This is a genomic window from Bacteroides difficilis (genome assembly GCF_048319815.1).
Lineage (GTDB): Bacteria > Bacteroidota > Bacteroidia > Bacteroidales > Bacteroidaceae > Bacteroides > Bacteroides zhangwenhongii.
In genome coordinates this window covers 3,999,350-4,015,623 of the sequence record NZ_CP182814.1, presented here as the reverse complement: position 1 = coordinate 4,015,623, position 16,274 = coordinate 3,999,350, and the positions used below count along the sequence as shown (strand labels likewise).

At 39.9% G+C, this 16,274-nt stretch carries 13 protein-coding genes; 10 read left to right on the top strand and 3 right to left on the bottom strand.

Annotation, left to right across the window (positions count from 1 at the left end):
* The first annotated feature begins 20 nt into the window (after positions 1-20).
* From ACNOGP_RS15850 to ACNOGP_RS15825, 6 genes are all read left to right on the top strand, one after another.
* Positions 21-3,116 carry a DUF6298 domain-containing protein gene (locus tag ACNOGP_RS15850; protein WP_418213163.1) on the top strand — a complete coding sequence of 1,032 codons (3,096 nt, stop codon included), beginning with the start codon at positions 21-23 and terminating at the stop codon, positions 3,114-3,116.
* A 176-nt stretch (positions 3,117-3,292) separates the two neighbouring features.
* On the top strand, positions 3,293-3,844 hold the full coding sequence (locus ACNOGP_RS15845; protein WP_029425867.1) for an RNA polymerase sigma factor: 552 nt from the start codon (positions 3,293-3,295) through the stop codon (positions 3,842-3,844).
* A gap of 82 nt (positions 3,845-3,926) precedes the next feature.
* Complete coding sequence (locus ACNOGP_RS15840) at positions 3,927-4,178, top strand: hypothetical protein (protein WP_007752857.1); 252 nt, start codon at positions 3,927-3,929, stop codon at positions 4,176-4,178.
* Positions 4,179-4,238: 60 nt separating this feature from the next.
* Positions 4,239-5,006: a threonine/serine exporter family protein gene (locus tag ACNOGP_RS15835; RefSeq protein ID WP_007752854.1), complete on the top strand. Its 768-nt coding sequence runs from the start codon at positions 4,239-4,241 to the stop codon at positions 5,004-5,006.
* Position 5,007: 1 nt separating this feature from the next.
* Positions 5,008-5,493: a threonine/serine exporter family protein gene (locus ACNOGP_RS15830; protein ID WP_007760308.1), complete on the top strand. Its 486-nt coding sequence runs from the start codon at positions 5,008-5,010 to the stop codon at positions 5,491-5,493.
* Positions 5,494-5,503: 10 nt separating this feature from the next.
* Complete coding sequence (locus tag ACNOGP_RS15825; protein WP_007760310.1) at positions 5,504-6,232, top strand: DUF6064 family protein; 729 nt, start codon at positions 5,504-5,506, stop codon at positions 6,230-6,232.
* Positions 6,233-6,315: 83 nt separating this feature from the next.
* On the opposite strand, the gene ACNOGP_RS15820 is transcribed toward ACNOGP_RS15825, so the two are convergent.
* Positions 6,316-7,125: an SDR family oxidoreductase gene (locus tag ACNOGP_RS15820; protein WP_418213162.1), complete on the bottom strand. Its 810-nt coding sequence runs from the start codon at positions 7,123-7,125 to the stop codon at positions 6,316-6,318.
* A 38-nt stretch (positions 7,126-7,163) separates the two neighbouring features.
* Complete coding sequence (locus ACNOGP_RS15815) at positions 7,164-7,784, bottom strand: HAD family hydrolase (protein WP_418213161.1); 621 nt, start codon at positions 7,782-7,784, stop codon at positions 7,164-7,166.
* A 471-nt stretch (positions 7,785-8,255) separates the two neighbouring features.
* On the opposite strand from ACNOGP_RS15815, the gene ACNOGP_RS15810 reads away from it, so the two are divergent.
* Genes ACNOGP_RS15810 through ACNOGP_RS15795 form a run of 4 tightly spaced genes read left to right on the top strand, consistent with a single transcriptional unit; the run spans position 8,256 to position 12,159 of the window.
* Positions 8,256-9,764 carry a 4Fe-4S binding protein gene (locus tag ACNOGP_RS15810; protein WP_195476352.1) on the top strand — a complete coding sequence of 503 codons (1,509 nt, stop codon included), beginning with the start codon at positions 8,256-8,258 and terminating at the stop codon, positions 9,762-9,764.
* Between the two features lie 19 nt (positions 9,765-9,783).
* Complete coding sequence (locus ACNOGP_RS15805; RefSeq protein ID WP_418213160.1) at positions 9,784-11,187, top strand: aldo/keto reductase; 1,404 nt, start codon at positions 9,784-9,786, stop codon at positions 11,185-11,187.
* Between the two features lie 8 nt (positions 11,188-11,195).
* A complete protein-coding gene (locus ACNOGP_RS15800; RefSeq protein ID WP_418213159.1) occupies positions 11,196-11,615 on the top strand; it encodes a DUF1893 domain-containing protein in 420 nt (139 codons plus the stop codon).
* Positions 11,616-11,646: 31 nt separating this feature from the next.
* Positions 11,647-12,159 carry an ECF transporter S component gene (locus tag ACNOGP_RS15795; RefSeq protein WP_195532877.1) on the top strand — a complete coding sequence of 171 codons (513 nt, stop codon included), beginning with the start codon at positions 11,647-11,649 and terminating at the stop codon, positions 12,157-12,159.
* Between the two features lie 5 nt (positions 12,160-12,164).
* Here the strand turns inward: ACNOGP_RS15795 and ACNOGP_RS15790 are convergent, their stop codons facing one another.
* On the bottom strand, positions 12,165-16,178 hold the full coding sequence (locus ACNOGP_RS15790; protein WP_418213158.1) for a two-component regulator propeller domain-containing protein: 4,014 nt from the start codon (positions 16,176-16,178) through the stop codon (positions 12,165-12,167).
* Positions 16,179-16,274: the final 96 nt, after the last annotated feature.

Genomic DNA, 16,274 nt, shown 5'->3' with positions numbered 1-16,274 from the left:
TGATAATAAAGTTTATTGTAATGAATATACAAATAAGAACTATCCTTTTGGGATTATTAAGTATCGGGTTTGCGCAGAGTCATGCGCAAACCTTTGCTTTACAAGTAAAAGACGACCGGATTACTTACCTTAATGACGAATTGGGAAATAGGATTCTCGATTTCTCAACATGTGGTTATCAGGCTTCGGAACAGGATATTCCTTCCGTTCGGAATGTCGTATTTGTATCCTGGAAACCCGGAGATAATACAACAAGAATTCAACGTGCCATAGACTATGTAGCCTCCTTGCCTCCTGATATTTCAGGTTTCCGCGGTGCTGTGTTATTGGATAAAGGCGAGTTTTCCCTGTCCGGAAGTATCCGCATTGCTACATCCGGAATCGTATTACGGGGAATGGATAAAGAAAGTACAATATTATTAAAGAAAGGAGTGGATCGGGGTTCCCTTATCTATATGGAAGGAGAAAACGACTTGGTAATAAAAGATACATTACAAGTACTTTCAAACTATGTTCCGGTAAATACAAAAACGTTGGAAGTCGCTTTGGGGACTTCTCTGAAAAAAGGAGACCGGATTATGGTAACCCGTCCTTCCGGTAAGGAGTGGATTGCTTCTTTAGGTTGTAACATCTTTGGAGGAGGAATCAGCGCCTTAGGATGGAAAGAAGGGGATATGGATTTAGCATGGGACCGGGTTGTTAGCGATATTAATGGTAACCTGCTTACCTTAGATGCACCGTTGACTGTGGCATTGGATGCCAAATACGGTGTATCTACCATTATGACATACCAATGGAACGGACGTATTGATAACTGCGGTGTAGAGAATCTGACATTGGTCTCAGATTATGACAAACACTATCCGAAAGACGAGGATCATTGTTGGACAGGGATTTCCATCGAAGCTGCAGAAAACTGCTGGGTAAGACAAGTTAATTTCAGGCATTTTGCAGGAAGCGCCGTAATCGTTCAACGGACCGGTTCTAAAATCACTGTCGAGGATTGCATTTCGAAAAATCCCGTTTCCGAAATAGGAGGGATGCGCCGTTGTACTTTCCACACATTGGGACAGCAGACTTTATTCCAACGTTGTTATTCGGAACAAGGCATTCACGATTTCGCGGCCGGATTCTGCGCTGCCGGTCCTAATGCTTTCGTTCAATGCGATTCGTACCAATCTTTAGGATTCAGTGGTTCTATTGATGCTTGGGCGTGCGGTTTACTGTTTGATGTCGTCAATATCGATGGACATAATCTCACTTTTAAAAATTTGGGGCAGGATAAGAATGGAGCCGGTTGGAATACGGCCAACAGTTTGTTCTGGCAATGTACCGCTGCAGAAATAGAATGTTATACTCCGGCAAAAGATGCACAAAACCGTGCGTATGGTTGCTGGGCACAGTTCTCGGGAGACGGAGAATGGGCACAGTCTAATAATCATGTCCAGCCGCGCAGTATATTTTATGCCCAATTAGCGGAACGCCTGCAAAAAGAATCTGCAGACCGGGCACGTATCCTGCCTAGAAATACAAGCGCAACAAGTAGCCCTACCGTAGAAGTAGCTATGGCATTGGCAAAAGAAGCTTATAATCCTCGTTTGACATTGGAGTATTGGATCGAAGAAAATAAATTTATCCCTTCAGTCGTGCCAACAGGAGTCAAATCAATCGATGATATTAAAGAGAAAAAGACTATTTCAAACAAACAACGGACGCAACCGGAAATAAGTATTGTCAACGGACGTATTCAAATGGATGGTGTATTGCTTGTAGGAGGTAGTCATACAACTCCTTGGTGGAATGGAAAACTTAAAACCAACTTCTTGAAAAAAGCAAGCCCTGCCATCACCCGCTTTGTGCCGGGACGCGAAGGATTGGGACTGACTGACCGTATCGACTCTGTAGTCAGCTTCATGAAACAGAAGAACATACTTGTTTTTGATCAGAACTATGGATTGTGGTATGACCGCCGTCGGGATGACCATGAACGTATCCGCCGCCGGGATGGAGATGTATGGGGTCCATTTTACGAACAGCCATTCGGACGTAGTGGTCAGGGAACAGCTTGGGAAGGTTTAAGCAAATATGATTTGAAACGCCCCAATGCCTGGTACTGGTCGCGCTTGAAAGAATTTGCAGAGAAAGGAAGCAAAGATGGACTGCTTCTATTCCACGAAAACTACTTCCAGCATAATATTCTGGAAGCCGGAGCACATTGGGTGGACTGTCCGTGGAGAAGCAGTAATAACATCAATGAGACCGGATTTCCGGAACCCGTTCCATTTGCCGGAGACAAACGTATTTTCGTAGCAGATATGTTTTACGATATCAGTCATCCGGTACGCCGCGAGTTGCATAGGCAATATATTCGCCAATGTCTCAATAACTTCGCAGATAATTCGAATGTCATTCAACTGACAAGTGCAGAATTTACAGGACCGTTGCACTTCGTACAGTTCTGGTTGGATGTCATAGCCGAGTGGGAAGCTGAAACCGGAAAGAAAGCTAAAGTAGCATTGAGTACGACAAAGGATGTGCAGGATGCTATTCTTGCAGACCCTGAACGGGCTGCTGTGGTAGATGTTATTGATATTCGTTATTGGCATTATAAGAAGGATGGGATCTTTGCGCCGGAAGGTGGGAAAAACATGGCTCCCCGCCAGCATATGCGTAAGATGAAAGTAGGAAAGATAACCTTTAATGAAGCTTATAAGGCAGTGAGCGAATACCGCCGGAAGTTTCCTCAGAAAGCTGTAACTTTCTATGCGCAAAATTATCCTTCTATGGGATGGGCAGTATTTATGGCAAGTGGCTCGTGTCCTGTTATTCCGTGTAAAGACAAAGCTTTCTTAAAGGATGCGGCAGTTATGGAAGTGGAGGAGACCAATACTGATCAATATAAGAAATTGGTAAAATCTGATACGGGAAATATCATTTATTCCAAGTCTGGAACAGAAATTCCCATTCATTTATCGTCCGGAAAATATGTATTAAAGTACATTCACCCTGATTCGGGGAAAGTGGATATAATAAATAAATCACTGAAAATAAAAGGATTATATACTTTAAAGGTACCTGATAAGAAAGAAGGTATTTATTGGTTTCATAAGCTATAAGATAGAAAATCCCGTTGAATGATCTTCAACGGGATTTTTGCTTTATATCGGTAAATTCTAATAAAAGAGTGTTATAAAACATGATACTTATTTTTTCAATCCACAAACCAGATTTTACCTAAGGTTGTGACGGATACTGCCTAGTTTTGCAACATCAAATCAATCGAATTAATGCTATGATGGGACAAACTAATAATTCAACCGAAACTTTATTCGCTTCATTTCAAGCGGGGAATATGGCAGCTTTTTCTCAGCTATATGATTTATATATCAATATCCTTTTTAATTATGGGCTAAAGCTAACTTTGGATAAAGAGTTATTGAAAGATTGCATCCATGATGTTTTTGTGAAGCTTTATACTAAGAAAGATGAACTAGGAACTATTGATAATCTGAAATCCTATATGTTCATCTCATTAAAGAACAAGTTGTGCGATGAACTTCGTAAGCGTATGTATATGTCCGATACAGCTATTGAAGAAGTCGATATGCTGGCTCCTACAGATGTAGAAAATGATTATGCGGAAAAAGAACAGCGCAAAAATGAGTTTTTCCTTATTAAGCGTTTACTTAACCAATTATCCCCCCGCCAGCGCGAAGCACTCACTCTATATTATATAGAAGAAAAGAAATATGAAGATATTTGCGAAATTATGAACATGAATTATCAATCTGTACGCAACTTGATGTATCGCGGATTGACAAAGTTACGTGATTTGGCAAGTTAATTATGGTAAAAAGAGTGCTTTATTGAGTACATATACAGGATAACACCGTCCTATTTACGTAAACGCTTAAAAAGGATGTGATATGTATTCTAAGGTAAAAGATTTTTTGACGGATGATGACTTTATCAACTATGTGCTGGGGGTGGTTCCACAGTCAGCCTCCAAATGGGAGGCTTATTTCAAGGAACATCCGGATGAACTGGCAGACGCGGAAGAAGCCAAGGCGGTATTAATGGCTCCGACAGATGTTGCCTGTGATTTTACAATGGCTGAAAGCAAAGAATTAAAAGATAGGATTGTTAGTAGTATAAAAGATTTTTCGGGTATTTTATAATTAGGTTAGGTAGTTGCTATTTTTTTTGTACTTTTGCGCCCAATTAAAAATATCACATTCATGAAGACAAGCGAATCTTTATTATCGATAGGTAAATTTATAGCAGAATATTCGGCCCATTTAATGGGCGCAGGAGTACATACTTCGCGGGTAGTGCGCAATTCCAAACGTATTGGAGAAGCTTTCGGACTAGATGTAAAGTTAGGCGTATTTCATAAAAACATCATTCTGACAATTGTAGATAAAGAGACGAACGAAGCTTGTAATGAAGTTATCGATATCCCCGCACATCCCATTAGTTTTGAACACAACTCTGAGTTAAGTGCATTAAGTTGGGAAGCGGTAGACAATCATCTGTCATTGGAGGAACTGACAGCCAAATACAAGAAAATCGTTTCCGCCCCGATGATACATCCTCTCTTCGTCTTATTGTTAGTCGGATTCGCCAATGCATCATTCTGCAAATTGTTCGGTGGCGATTTAATATCTATGGGAATTGTCTTTTCTGCTACCATCACAGGATTCTATCTGAAACAGCAGATGCAAAAGAAAAAGCTGAATCATTACATTGTTTTTATCGTTTCAGCTTTTGTTGCTTCCCTTTGCGCTTCTACAGCCTTGATTTTCGATACAACTTCAGAGATAGCAATGGCTACCAGTGTACTTTATCTTGTTCCCGGTGTTCCTTTGATTAATGGAGTGATTGATATAGTCGAAGGATATGTACTGACCGGATTTGCCCGTCTGACAGAAGCCTCCTTGCTGATTGTCAGCATTGCTATCGGACTTTCTTTCACATTACTAATGGTAAAAAACAGTTTAATTTAATATGATAGCACTCGACATTCTTACTGACGGATTTTTTGCAGCAGTGGCAGGTATAGGATTTGGTGCGATTTCCGATCCTCCTTTGCGGGCATTTAAGATGATTGCCTTATTGGCGGCATTGGGACACGCTTGCCGTTTTTGTCTGATGACTTATTTAGGGGTAGATATTGCTACAGCTTCTTTATTTGCCGGCTTAGTAATCGGTTTTGGTAGTTTATGGTTAGGGAAAAAAGTATATTGCCCGATGACAGTACTTTATATTCCGGCTCTGCTTCCGATGATTCCGGGCAAATTTGCATACAACATGGTATTTTCACTTATCATGTGTTTGCAGAACGTGAATGACCCGGAAAATCTGGATAAGTTCATGTCAATGTTCTTCTCCAACAGCCTGGTAGCAAGCACGGTAATTTTCATGTTGGCAGTAGGAGCCACTTTCCCGATGTTCCTATTCCCACATAGAGCTTTTTCATTAACAAGACATTAAAACTACTTTTATGGAGATTTTTTGGAGAACAATTGCATATTATAATTCAGCTACCTGGCTTTTACAGACAGTCATCATTCTGATTGGTATTGCATTGACCGGATTGCTTATCAGTAAACCGCGCACATGGGTGAAGATGGCGATGAAGTTTTATATGATAGGACTTTATACATGGATTTCGGTAATCTACTACTATGTCTATTGCGAAGAACGTAGTTACAATGGAGTGATGGCTATGTTCTGGGGAGTAATGGCTATTATTTGGATATGGGATGCGATTACGGGATACACAACTTTCGAACGTACCCACAAATACGACATCCTGTCCTATGTCTTGTTGGCAATGCCATTCATATATCCTTTAGTATCATTAGCGCGCGGACTTTCCTTTCCGGAAATGACTTCTCCGGTAATGCCTTGTTCTGTGGTTGTGTTTACCATTGGGCTATTATTGCTGTTTGCTCACAAGGTGAATATGTTTTTAGTCCTTTTCCTTTGCCACTGGTCATTGATCGGATTATCCAAAACTTATTTCTTCCAGATTCCGGAAGATTTCCTGTTGGCAAGTGCCACAATTCCCGGATTGTACCTTTTCTTCAGAGAATATTTCCTGAACAATCTGCATGCCGACACCAAGCCGAAAGCCAAATATATCAATTGGCTATTGATAAGCGTTTGCGTCGGACTGGCTGTGTTGCTGACTACTACTATGTTTTTAGAATTAGTTCCGAAGAATTGATCCAGAACATATAGAAGATATTCAAATCAAAAAAGTCTTTCTAGCTTTAATGGCTATGAAAGACTTTTTGCATTATATCACATTTACTTAATTGCGTAGAATATCCGCAGAGCATACTGCATCACCGCATCAGGCAACCACTTTTTACTCTTTGCAAACAACACCTGTATCCAGGGACCTACTTTCGTTCGGAAAGGAGGATTTGTACGCTCCACTATTTTACAGATTGCAGCAGCCAACTTCCGTGGATGGCATCCATTACGTTCCTCTTTTTCTATGATCTCCAATGATTTCCGAAAACTTTCTCCATAATCGGTATTCAGTCTTGTTTGTTCGGAGATATTCCGATTATCAGTAAATCCGGTGTTGAAGTCTCCCGGTTCTACCACGCAAACCTTTATATTGAACGGATGGACCTCTAAAGCCAATGCTTCGCTATATCCTTCCACCGCAAATTTGGAAGCAGAATAAAATCCCTGATAAGGGATACCCATTACACCACCAATAGAGCTGATATTGATGATCTTCCCTTTTCGGTTTTTACGCATGACAGGCAATACCTCCCGGCACATATTCACTACACCAAAGAAATTGGTATTCATCTGTATGTTTACTTCCTCTTCCGTAGCAAGTTCCAATGCACCGCCAATACCCATCCCGGCATTATTAATCAGTACGTCAATCCGTCCCTGTTCCGATAGAATCCTATCAACAGCTTGACGGATAGAAAGTGAATTGGTAACATCAACAACCAGCATTTTCACCTCATTCATGTCTTCGGAAAGTTTCCGACTTGTTCCATAAACGATGTGCCCTTGTGCTGATAACATTTGAGCGGTAATCTTTCCAAACCCGGAAGATGCTCCGGTGATAAGTATGACTTGTGGTTGCATATTTTTTTATTTGCGGTATGGTACTAACTGCTCAATTATCATTTCTTCAGGATAGTAGTCATTTTCTCCCGCCAATCTTCACCATTCTTCGGCTGGAAAGTTTCAAATCCCAGTTCTTTGCCGATTTGGATATTCGAGGCACCATCATCTACAAATAAAGTTTCAGAAGGAATGATATTGCAATCATTCACCATATAATCGAATATTTCCGGTGCAGGTTTTGTGTGACCGACCTGATAAGACAGATATAGTTTATCACAGTAATCATTCAACGGCTTTTTCCTTGGCGAGAAATCAGGGCTGCATGCCCATGACATAACGAAAGGATTAGTATTACTTAAAATATACACATGATATGATTTTCTCAATTCTAATATATAATCGAGTTTATTTAGATTCACGTCATTGAAAAAGCCCATCCATGCCTGTTTGGTTTCCTCCATCGTCAATGAACGGCCACATAAATTCCCCAGTTGTTTCCGAAACTCATCCGCACTTAGCTTACCTTCTTCCAGTTCTTGAAAGATGCCGGTCTGGTGATATTTATCCAGACGGGTGTCGGCATCTGCCAGTCCCAGTTTGATAAATGCCTGAACCGCTTTGTCGCGATCAATATCCACAATCACACCACCGAAATCAAATACAATGTTTTTAATCATGATATATCATTTTTAATTTGCTACAAAGATATTATAAAATCATTAGAGACTTCTTCATTTTAGCACAGAAATAGTAACCTTTTATGCAATCGGGTAGTAGTCCCGTTATAACGTGACAATGGTCACCTTATAGGGTGATAAATGGCACGTTACAACGGGACATTTGTCATTCTGCAAGATGACTATTTATTTTCAGAAAGATGAGGAACTTTAAATATACGAAATTAAATAGTAAAAAACAAGAGTGGCACTTACTTTTCCTAATGCCCCAATGAGCTTTTCAGAGTTGGTATATTTTCGTTTAAACAAGCACTTTCAGTAATTCGGGTATAATAATCTGTAATATATATAGTTGAAAAATAAATTTCCTTGATTAACTTTGCAAAGTTAAAACATCATCAAGTTCAATTCTGACGATGTAGGACATTGACATTTAGATCTAACTACTATAAATTGAAAATTAATTAGTTTATGCTACGTACTATCAGACTTACAACCGCCATTGTGTGCTTTACACTTATTACCCTGCTCTTTCTCGACTTCACGGGTACATTGCACACATGGTTCGGATGGTTGGCGAAAATTCAATTTCTGCCGGCTTTATTAGCCTTGAACATAGGTATCGTATTGTTTTTAGTTGTACTTACATTCCTGTTCGGACGTATCTACTGCTCTGTTATTTGTCCGTTGGGAGTGTTTCAGGACATTGTTTCGTGGGTATCCGGCAAACAAAAGAAAAATCGGTTCCGTTATTCACCAGCAATGAAATGGTTGCGGTATGGCGTTTTAGGAGTATTCATTATTATGATGGTTGCAGGATTGAACTCTTTGGCTATCTTGCTGGCACCGTATAGTGCTTATGGCCGGATAGCTTCCAGTCTTTTTGCACCGGTCTGGCAATGGGGAAACAACCTGTTGGCGTACTTCGCCGAACGAATGGATAGTTATGCTTTTTATGAGGTAGATGTATGGATAAAGAGTCTTTCGACGATGCTGATCGCCATTGTTACCCTTGTTGTTCTTTTCATTCTGGCGTGGCGCAACGGACGAACCTATTGTAATACGATCTGCCCCGTAGGTACTGTATTAGGGTTTATATCCAAATATGCGATATTCAAACCGGTAATTGATACTTCCAAATGCAATAGTTGCGGTTTGTGTGCCCGCAATTGCAAAGCATCGTGTATTAATCCGAAAGCTCATGAAATAGATTATAGCCGTTGTGTGACTTGCATGGATTGCATCGGAAAGTGTAAGCATGGAGCCATTACATACACAAGACGGAAACCTAAGAACGAAACAGCTACGAGCGAAGATACGAAAGCAAAGTCTGTCACTACTGAACAGGTAGACAATGCTCGTCGTAGCTTCCTTTCAGCATCGGCCATTTTTGCAACAACTTCTGTACTGAAAGCACAAGAGAAAAAAGTAGACGGAGGATTGGCTACTATCGAAGATAAAAAGATTCCCCAAAGAGAAAACCCTATCTATCCTCCCGGTGCATTAAGCGCACGCAATTTCACTCAACATTGCACAGCCTGCCAATTATGTGTCTCTGTTTGTCCCAACCAGGTATTGCGCCCATCGGACAACCTATTGACATTGATGCAACCGGAAATGTCATACGAACGTGGATATTGCCGTCCCGAATGTACAAAATGTTCGGAAGTTTGTCCTGCCGGTGCTATTCATCTCACCAGTCTTGCCGAGAAATCAGCTATTCAGATCGGACATGCCGTATGGATTAAAGAGAACTGTGTACCTTTGACAGATGGAATGGAATGTGGCAACTGTGCCCGCCATTGTCCGACAGGTGCCATACAGATGGTAGCTTCCGATCCTGAAAAAACAGATTCTCCAAAGATTCCGGTAGTAAATGTAGAAAAATGTATCGGTTGTGGGGCGTGTGAGAACCTTTGTCCGTCCCGTCCTTTCAGCGCTATTTATGTGACAGGACATCAGATGCATAGAATTATTTGATCTAAATCAGTATAAGATTATGGAAGATAAAAATAAGAAAGATATAAATAGAAGAGATTTCATTAAGATTGTAGGTATTAGTGCAGCCACGTCGACAGGGCTATTATACGGATGCTCTTCAAAAGGTACTTCCTCTTCAAACAGCGCAACAGGAGAAGGAGAGGTGCCTACCGATAAAATGACTTACCGCACGTCTCCGACTACCGGTGACCGTGTTTCACTCTTGGGATATGGTTGTATGCGTTGGCCTCTCAAACCTGCTCCCAACGGTAATGGTGAAGTAATCGACCAGGATGCCGTGAATGGACTGATTGATTATGCAATCGCTCACGGAGTAAACTATTTCGATACATCTCCGGCATACGTACAGGGCTTTTCCGAAAAGGCAACGGGTATTGCATTGAGCCGTCATCCCCGTGACAAATATTATATCGCCACCAAGTTATCCAATTTCTCTCCCGATACATGGTCTCGTGAAGCATCGCTCAAGATGTACCACAAATCGTTTGCAGACCTGCAGGTAGATTACATTGATTATATGCTGCTTCACGGCATCGGCATGGGAGGAATGGAAGCCCTTAAAGGACGCTACCTGGATAACGGAATGCTTGACTTTCTGGTGAAAGAACGGGAGGCAGGACGTATCCGCAATTTGGGATTCTCCTATCATGGGGATATCGAAGTGTATGACTATCTGCTTTCACGGCACGATGAATTCAAGTGGGATTTCGTACAGATACAATTGAACTATGTAGACTGGAAACATGCCAAAGAAACCAATACCCGGAATACGGATGCTGAATATCTGTATGGAGAATTGCATAAACGAGGAATTCCATCTATCATCATGGAACCGCTTTTAGGAGGTCGTTTGTCTAAATTGAATGACAACCTGGTGGCACGGCTCAAACAACGCCGTCCGGAAAGCAGTGTCGCTTCCTGGGCTTTCCGTTTTGCCGGTTCATTTCCGGACATTCTGACTGTGTTAAGCGGCATGACTTATATGGAGCATCTGCAAGATAATCTCCGCACTTATTCTCCTTTGGAACCGTTGACAGATGAAGAAAAAGAGTTTCTCGAAGAAACGGCACAATTAATGTTGAAATATCCAACGATCCCTTGCAACGACTGCAAATATTGTATGCCATGTCCGTATGGGTTGGATATACCTGCTGTGTTGTTACATTACAACCGTTGCGTCAATGAAGGGAATGTCCCCAGGAACGGGCAGGATGAGAATTATGCAAAAGCCCGGCGTGCTTTTCTAGTCGGATATGACCGTAGCGTGCCAAAACTTCGTCAGGCAAGCCATTGCATCGGTTGTAACCAGTGTGTGGCACACTGTCCGCAGAACATTGATATTCCGAAAGAGCTGCATCGGATCGATCAGTTCGTAGAACAATTGAAACAAGGTACTTTATAAAAGAAAAGATGGAAGAATTAATCAATTTACTACATACGGGAGGATATTCCTGTACTATTGCCAACAAAGGAGAAATCCGTACTTTCACTCAACGCGGTATGGCTGATATCTATGATTTACTGACTCAGGAACCGGAGTTTCTTAAAGGAGCCTCGATTGCTGATAAGGTGGTTGGAAAGGGAGCTGCCGCCCTGATGATTCTGGGAGGTATCAAAGAGTTATATACTGATATTATCAGTACCAAAGCTCTGGAGTTGCTTCAGAAATCAGATATAAAAGTTGATTTTACAGAGGAAGTACCTTTTATCTGGAACCGTAACCATACAGGAGGATGTCCTGTAGAGACAATGTGCAGCGAAGTGGAATCAGCAGAAGAGATATTACCGCTAATTGGTGATTTCCTCGAAAGAATCAGAAGTAAAAAATAAAAGAGTAATTTGAACTTAAAAAACAATAAACATGGAAACAACTACTGTAAAGTTCTACTCACTAAATTACAACGATGTGAAAACCTATTGGGCAGCCTTGTTATTCATCGTTGGTAATATTCTTTTCCCCCAATTATTCCATCTCATGCCTCAAGGAGGAATAATCTGGCTACCAATCTATTTTTTCACACTGATTGGAGCTTATAAGTACGGATGGAAAGTCGGCTTATTGACAGCTATCCTTTCACCTATTATCAATTCCTTATTTTTCGGTATGCCCGCCCCTGCAGTATTACCCGCAATTTTACTGAAATCCATACTGCTTGCCATAACTGCCGGTTGGGCTGCACAACGTTTCGGACGTATTTCTATCCCGGTATTGATTGGTGTAGTACTTATTTATCAGGCCGTAGGTACTTTAGGAGAATGGATATATAATGGTAATTTTTACAGTGCTATTCAAGATTTCCGTATCGGAATTCCTGGGATGTGCCTGCAAGTATTAGGAGGCTATACATTCATCAAGTATCTGATTCGCAAATAAATAAATCAATCGGTCGCCTCTTCCTCTTCGGGTTCATCTTCTACTACAACAACAGGGGAGAGGCTTTTTCCTTCTTTAGCGTACGTGCTAGGACTCATTCGATAATATTTTTTAAATACTTCCCGAAAATACTTAGTTTCCGAGAAACCACTCATATCTGCTATTTCTCCGATATTATGTTCACCTTCTTTTAATAATCGTGCTGCATATTTTAAACGAGTCACCCGAATTAATGCTGTCGGAGATTGTCCAGTCAACGCTTTCAATTTACTATATAAACTAGTACGGCTCACACCCTGCAACTCACAAAGTTTGTCAACGCAAAAATCAGTATTATCGATATTCTTTTCAATATTTTTCTTGACCTCCGATATGAATTTCCAGTCGAGACTATTCATTCCATTTGCTGATGGTACAGGCTCGGAGCCTATTTCAAGATTAGCATACCGCTGACGCAATAAAGCACGGTTGGACAAAAGATTGGCAATACTTGCCTTCAATAACTTCACACTAAAGGGTTTGACGATATATTCATCTGCACCGATTGCGAGTCCATCAAGAATATTTTTCTCATCCCCCAAAGCTGTAAGTAATAATACCGGAATGTGTGAAGTTTCAACATCCTTCTTAATAGCAGCACAGAGTTCATCTCCTTGCATTTCAGGCATCATAACATCGGAAAGAATAAGTTCCGGCCAAAATTCTTTTACTATCACTAAAGCCTCCCTGCCATTACAACAGGCTTGCACATAATATTGAGGAGAAAGCAGACTAACCAAGTAAGAACGTAATTCATCATTATCTTCTACAATAAGGATACGTTGCATTTCTTTCTTGGCTGTGACAACTTCTGTATTTGCTACACTTGAAAAAACATTCGGAACTGTTAGTCCCGGTGTTTGTAGCTGAATCTTAGGGGAGGAAGCCGAAGTTGCCTCCTGAGTACTCTTATTGTTTTTGGGAAATATAATTTGAACAGTCGTCCCTTGATGTTCCACACTTTTAATATGAATCTTACCCTTGTGCAGACGAACCAACTTTCCAACCAACATTAGTCCTATGCCACTGCCCGTGACTTTAGAATTGATGGCATTACTGGCACGGAAATGAAGTTTGAACAACTTCCGTTGTTCAGAGGCAGGAATACCAATACCTGTATCACTAATAACCACCTTCCAAAAATCATTCATATCAGAGACAGAGACACTGACCTTGCCATTTTCTGCTGTATATTTCAATGAATTCGATATAATATTTTTCAGAATAGAATCCATTTTCTCTTTATCAAACCATACATTCAAGTAGTTGAAATTACTCTCATAAGTAAAATCTATATGTTTGATAGTAGCATACGAAGAGAAACTATTACATACATCCTTCAAATATGTGTTCAATTCATATTCTGAGATGCTCAACTCGGAAGAATATACGTCAGCACGTTCAAAGTTGATAAGATTAGTCGCCAATCGCAAAAGGGAGTCTACATTCCTTAATGCAGCCTTTGTACGGGTTATTCCGGTGTCAGTAAGCGGTTCTTCGTCTAGAAGTTCTTCCAAAGGCGCTTTTATCATAGTAAGTGGAGTCCGTATATCGTGAGCTGTATTAATAAAAAATTGGGTTTTCTCATCTGATATGTTCTTTTGTTTCCTGAGATTTATCACACGTAAAATAAAAGAGAATCCCCAAATAACCAATAGTACATAACATAGGATAGCCCACCAACTCAACCAAAAAGGGTGTGCGATAATGACTTTCATTGTACGTTCTTCAAAAATAACATCATGTTCTTCTCTAGATATAGCGCGTACGTGTAAAGTATATTTCCCCGGAGGCAGATTGGTGAAACGTATCAGACTATTTGTTCCCGGTTGTGTCCATTTTTCATAGAACCCTTCCAACTTCCAGGAATAAAGTGTATTACCCGGAGAATCATAATTGATAGTGGAGACTTTTAGAGAAAAGGTATTTTGGTCATGTTTCAGTTTCAACACATCTGTTTCGTCTATACATTCTTTTAAAGGAGAATCTTTGCCGTCCGGATAAACAGGCTGATAAGATACATGAAAATCACTGAATATCATTCTGGAGAATTTATAAGAAGGGAACTTTACATTCTCCGGAACTTCAATAGCCCCTTCCGTACTACCAAATACAAAACTTTTATTCATACGTAATGTACCCGAAGAAGCATTAAAATAGGCAGGTAATAATCCTTCTCCTCTAGTCCAGTTATGAAAATGTTTCTCTTTTGCAAAGAAACAAGTAATACCATTTTCCGTACTCATCATAATACGACCGTCCACTTCAGGTAAAATTGTAAAAATCCGATTGGAAACTAATGCGGAATTGTCTGTATAATAGTGCTCAAAAGACTGTTTCTGTATATTGTATACAAATATTCCTGCTCCATTCGTACCAATATATAGCAATCCATTATTTGCCTGGTAAAGTGAATTGATATATACACCTTCCAACTCTGATCCAACATATTGATATTTACCGGAATTTCTATCCAATAAGTATAATCCGGAGGCTGTTCCAATCCACATATGATCTTTGTCATGTTCAACAATTGAAGTGACAGATGACACTCCCGGATATAGGCGTACCTCATTCGTTCCTAAATCAAAGCACTTTAGATTATAATATCCCCCGGACCATATATTTCCTTTCGAGTCTTTTATCATATCACGGATATATTTATCGGGGCGCATATTAACGGAAGTAAGCAGGTATGGAGAGAAATATTCAACGGATAATTTATGCTTGTTTATTTTATAAATTCCCGAAGTATAGCCTCCTGCCCAGATTATGCCGGGAGAAACTTCACACAAAGTAATAAAGATATGATTTTTATCTTTTAATTGACGGTCAAAAGAACTTAGGAATGAATGCCATTGTCCTGTGGAGGAGTGGTATAAACTAATTCCATTGCTGGTTCCAAACCATAAGTCTCCATCGCTATCCTCAATTACCGCATGCACCTGATCATTGATTAATGATTGTTTATTACCCATTGAATGTTTCATCCAATGATAATTCTCATACCGATAATCTATAACAGTGATTCCGGTAGGGTAGTTGGAAAGCCAGATTCTCTTTTCTTCATCGACAAAAACATTATTAATATTATTACCATTCATTTCATTATAGCTTTGATAGTTGGCTACAATGTATTGCTCCATCTGGCAGGTATTTATATTAATCTTATAGACTCTCATCCCTTCAGTTGATATCAATAACTGTGATTCATCCAATGGTGCCATGCAGGTAATACTTACATCACTTAAATCAACTTCGGGCTTTATTATTTCCCGGTTATTCATATCATATACAAATAGGCCTCTCTCAAACGAACCGATAAGCAGTCGTTTTGATGCTTGATGGTAATATAATTCGTTTACCTGCACATGGAAATAATCCAATGTTTCGGTAGGAATAATTTTCAAAGTACCATTTTCCAATTTAAGATATCGAACACCAGTCTCCGTTGATATAAAAAAATGATGGTCGTCCACTTGTTCGATTGCGGTGATGTTGCTGTGTAGAATATTGGTAAATTGAAGTATCTGAGCATTTTCTGTGTTATACAGTAATATGGAGTGTTTACGGCATAACCAAATATTATTATTCCGGTCCATATAGCCGTAACTAATGGTTTCCAGACTATTCGGCAACTTATATACCAGCTTGAAATCATCATATTTCCTTTCATATTGGAAGACGCGTCCTTGTTTGCCAATCACCCATGTTCCTATATGGGGATTGGTATATATCCATCCTAAATGAATAGGAGATTCCAGAGAATTATCATCTTTATTCAGTTTATAATGTTTGATATCCTTGCCATTGTAGCGATCCATGCCTTCATTGGTAAGAAACCACATATATCCTTCAGCGTCTTTTTGTATACTGAATATCCTTCGATTGCTCAAACCTTCTTCTATCCCTATATATTTGTATGTTTGTGCAGTGACCCAAATAGGAAAAAAGAGGAGAATATAGATGATGTATTTCATATAGGCATTTGTTTTTAACTACTTCTAATAAGCTTTGGGAAATAAAAGTTAACAAACTTATACAAAAGCAATGAGAAAAACAAAGAAATACAGAAT